The following is a 3,320-nucleotide window of genomic DNA, read 5'->3' as shown; positions in this document are numbered from 1 at the left end:
ACGAGCTGCTGCTCGATGACGGGCGTGTATTTGTCCACGTAATCGTAGGATATTTTCGTCCCTTCGGGGCTGTCCTCGTAGATGCCGACGCAGATCGCATGGGTCTCCTTCAGCCAGTCCTGCGGCTCCCCGGCCTGTACCAGTGCCGCCTCGTCGTCCGTCAGGCGGTCGATCTGTTCCTGCCACTCGGTGTAGCTCCACTTGTGCCCGGCTTCGAGGATCGCCGAGTCCCAGGCCGAGTGGAGGTTCGTCTTGCGGCCGAACATCAGCACCGGGCGCTGGTTGCCGCCGATATCCGACAGGCGCCCCGTGTGCATCGGGCAGTGCATGTCGCCGACCAGGTGGATCAGCATTTTGAGTTTCTCGGTCTCCGCCTCGGGCGCCAGCCCGCCGGCCTTGAGCTCGGCGACGAGCGCCGTGACGGCCGTCAGCACGTCGCCTTTGGGGTTCCGGGGCATCGTTTCGAGAGTTTGGCCCTCGTCGATGTTCAGGTAGTGCCACGTCTTGGTGTAATTGTATTCGGGGGTGTGGCTGGCAATGTCCATCCAGTTGCAGTAGTACACGGGCGAATGGCCGTTGAGCACCTTGTCGATCTTTTGGGCGGCTTCGGGCGTGAGGTGGCACTCTGCGATGTAGGCCGTGACGTCGTGCCCCTTTTGTCCCCATCCGTATACGCTGCCGGCGAACAGCAGGCATGACAGCAGGATAATCAGGTTTTTCATTTTATCAGTGGGTTTTGTGGTTGTTTAATGGTTCATCGTGGCGAGGAACTCCTCGTTGGTGTTGGTCATTCCCATCTGCTTCTGGAGGAACTCCATGGCCTCGACGGGCGTCATGTCCGAAAGGTATTTGCGCAGCACCCACGTGCGGTTCATCACGTCGCGCGGCAGGAGCAGGTCTTCGCGGCGCGTACCCGATGCGATGACGTCGACCGCCGGGTAGACACGTTTGTTGGCGAGCTTGCGGTCGAGCTGGAGCTCCATGTTGCCCGTGCCCTTGAACTCTTCGAAAATCACCTCGTCCATCTTCGAACCGGTGTCGATCAGCGCCGTGGCGATGATCGTCAGCGACCCTTTCTCCTCCGTGTTGCGGGCTGCACCGAAGAAACGCTTGGGTTTGTGGAGCGCGTTGGCATCCACACCGCCCGAGAGCACCTTGCCCGATGCGGGCTGGACGGAGTTGTAGGCACGTGCCAGGCGGGTGATCGAGTCGAGGAAGATCACCACGTCGTGTCCGCATTCGACCATGCGCTTGGCCTTGTCGAGTACCATTTCCGCGACTTTCACATGGCGCGACGCCTGTTCGTCGAAGGTCGATGCCACGACCTCGGCCTTGGAGTTGCGGGCCATCTCGGTCACCTCCTCCGGGCGCTCGTCGATCAGCAGCACGATGATGTATACTTCGGGATGGTTGTCGGCGATGGCGTTGATGATCGACTGCATGAGCACCGTCTTACCCGTCTTGGGCTGTGCTACGATCAGCGCGCGCTGTCCCTTGCCGATGGGCGAAAAGAGGTCGACCACGCGCGTCGACATGTTGTTGTGTCCGTTGCCCGTAAGGCAGAATTTCTCGCTCGGGAAGAGCGGCGTCATGAATTCGAACTGTACGCGGTCGCGGATGAACTCCGGCGCCAGGCCGTTGATCTCGTTCACGCGTACCAGCGGAAAATATTTCTCCCCCTCCTTCGGCGGGCGTATGGCGCCGTTCACCGTGTCGCCGGGCTTCAGCCCGAAGAGTTTGATCTGCGACGGCGAAACGTAAATGTCGTCGGGCGAGTTCAGGTAGTTGTAGTCGGCCGAACGCAGGAACCCGTATCCGTCGGGCATGATCTCCAGCACGCCTTCGCCCTCGATCTCCCCGGCGAAATCGTCCTTGGTGATCACCTCGCCGTCGAAGGATTGCGCATCGGCTGCTGCCTGGGTAGCCTGGGTAGCCTGGGCAGCTTGGGCAGCCGGGGGTGTTGCGGCGGCGGGTTCTGCTGCCTCTTCCTGTGCTTGTGCTTGTGCTTGTGCCTTGGGCTTGCGGCCGCGGCGCTTGGGCTCGGCCTTCTCCTCGCGGGGTGCCTGTACGGTTTCTGCCGCTGCCGCTGGTGCAGGTGCCGGGGCGCTTTCCATCGGGAGCTCCGGCTCGGCAGGGGGGCCGGCGACCGTGATGGGCGGACGCTGTGCTGGTGCGGTGTTTTCGGTCTTCGTATTGGTGATGCGCGGCCGACGGCCTCGCGGGGCCTGGGGAACGGTTTCGGGAGCGGCTTCCGCCTTTACGGCGGCGGGTTCGGCTATGGCTGCCGTCTGCTGCATTTCCGTTGCGGGAACCTCCTTTTTCCGGCCTCGTCCTCTTTTCTCTTTATTTTCTGCGGGGGCGCCTTCGGAAGCGGAGAACCCGGCGATTTTCTCGATCAGTTCGCGCTTCTTCAATGTGGTGTCCCCGATACCGATAGCTTTTGCTATTTCACGCAGTTCGACGAGGCTTTTCCCTTCGAGCGCTTTCAAATCCTGCATATATTTCTATTTCAAAGTGATTTTCAGAACCCCGGCGGGCGCCGGGACATTGGAATTTGCTTGCAAAGATAGTGCATTATTTCGAAATTCAAAATAAAAAATTGCAGATCACGCCCTTCCGCCGGGGCTTTCACCATAAATTGGGAGTGCCCGGACGTAAAATACTCATTTATGGCGATTGTACGACCCGGAAATTACCCCCACCTTTGTATCCGGAACAACAGATCTATTCAGCCATTGCGTTGTTTGTATTGTTAATGTTTGTGTGTGCAAAAACCTCCCGGGAAGCCCGGGAGGTTTTTCTTCGGTGTCGTTCCGGCGTCCTGCCGGGGCGCGTGCCGGCGGCGGGAGCCTCCGGGGGTTATTCGTTGCGCCGCAGGTTCCACTTGTTGTTGTTGCAGATCACGGCCCTGACCAGGTCGTCGCCGTAGACCTGCATGTTCGAGTAGGTCTGCCCGAAGGTCATCGTGGCGTGCGATGCCGCTGCGAAGTCCATCAGCACGATGCCGACGTTCCCGCGGAAATCGTAGCTGTCGATCTTGTCGGCCGTATACCTGTTGTACTTGTTCGCGCAGTAGTCGTAGTCGCCCACGGCGCCGAACAGGCTGATCCCCGACACGCTGCAATGGGCCGTGTCGTAGCAGCTGACATAATTCATGCACCACCGCGTCGGGTCGTCCGTATTATAGGTATAGGCGATGCACTCGTCGATGGCCGCATACTTGGTCTTGCCGTCCGATGCCCCGTTCTTGATGTTGTAGAGGTCGTTCACGCGGATCGGGGCCTGCCCCACGCCGTTGCCGCTGAGCGGCGTGTCGACAA

General features: G+C 60.1%; 2 protein-coding genes and 1 pseudogene. All 3 read right to left on the bottom strand.

The window, feature by feature from the left end; all coding sequences use genetic code 11:
- Window positions 1-722, bottom strand: a 722-nt coding sequence (locus QVP03_RS11995; RefSeq protein WP_288210806.1) for a S1/P1 nuclease, incomplete at its 3' end; no start/stop codon positions are given.
- A gap of 24 nt (window positions 723-746) precedes the next feature.
- A complete protein-coding gene (gene rho / locus QVP03_RS11990) occupies window positions 747-2,498 on the bottom strand; it encodes a transcription termination factor Rho (protein ID WP_022333650.1) in 1,752 nt (583 codons plus the stop codon).
- Window positions 2,499-2,859: 361 nt separating this feature from the next.
- Window positions 2,860-3,320 (bottom strand): annotated as a pseudogene (locus tag QVP03_RS11985) (hypothetical protein); the annotation flags it as partial.

Origin of the sequence: Alistipes sp. CAG:29, from assembly GCF_000435435.1 — a bacterium.
GTDB lineage: Bacteria > Bacteroidota > Bacteroidia > Bacteroidales > Rikenellaceae > Alistipes > Alistipes onderdonkii.
The sequence above is the reverse complement of the archived record's forward strand: the minus strand, read 5'-3'. Positions and strand labels throughout refer to the sequence as shown.

What these genes read in the sequence shown, in the direction of transcription:
- rho (WP_022333650.1), bottom strand. Translation starts at nt 2,498, where the DNA reads ATGCAGGATTTGAAAGCGCTCGAAGGGAAAAGCCTCGTCGAACTGCGT.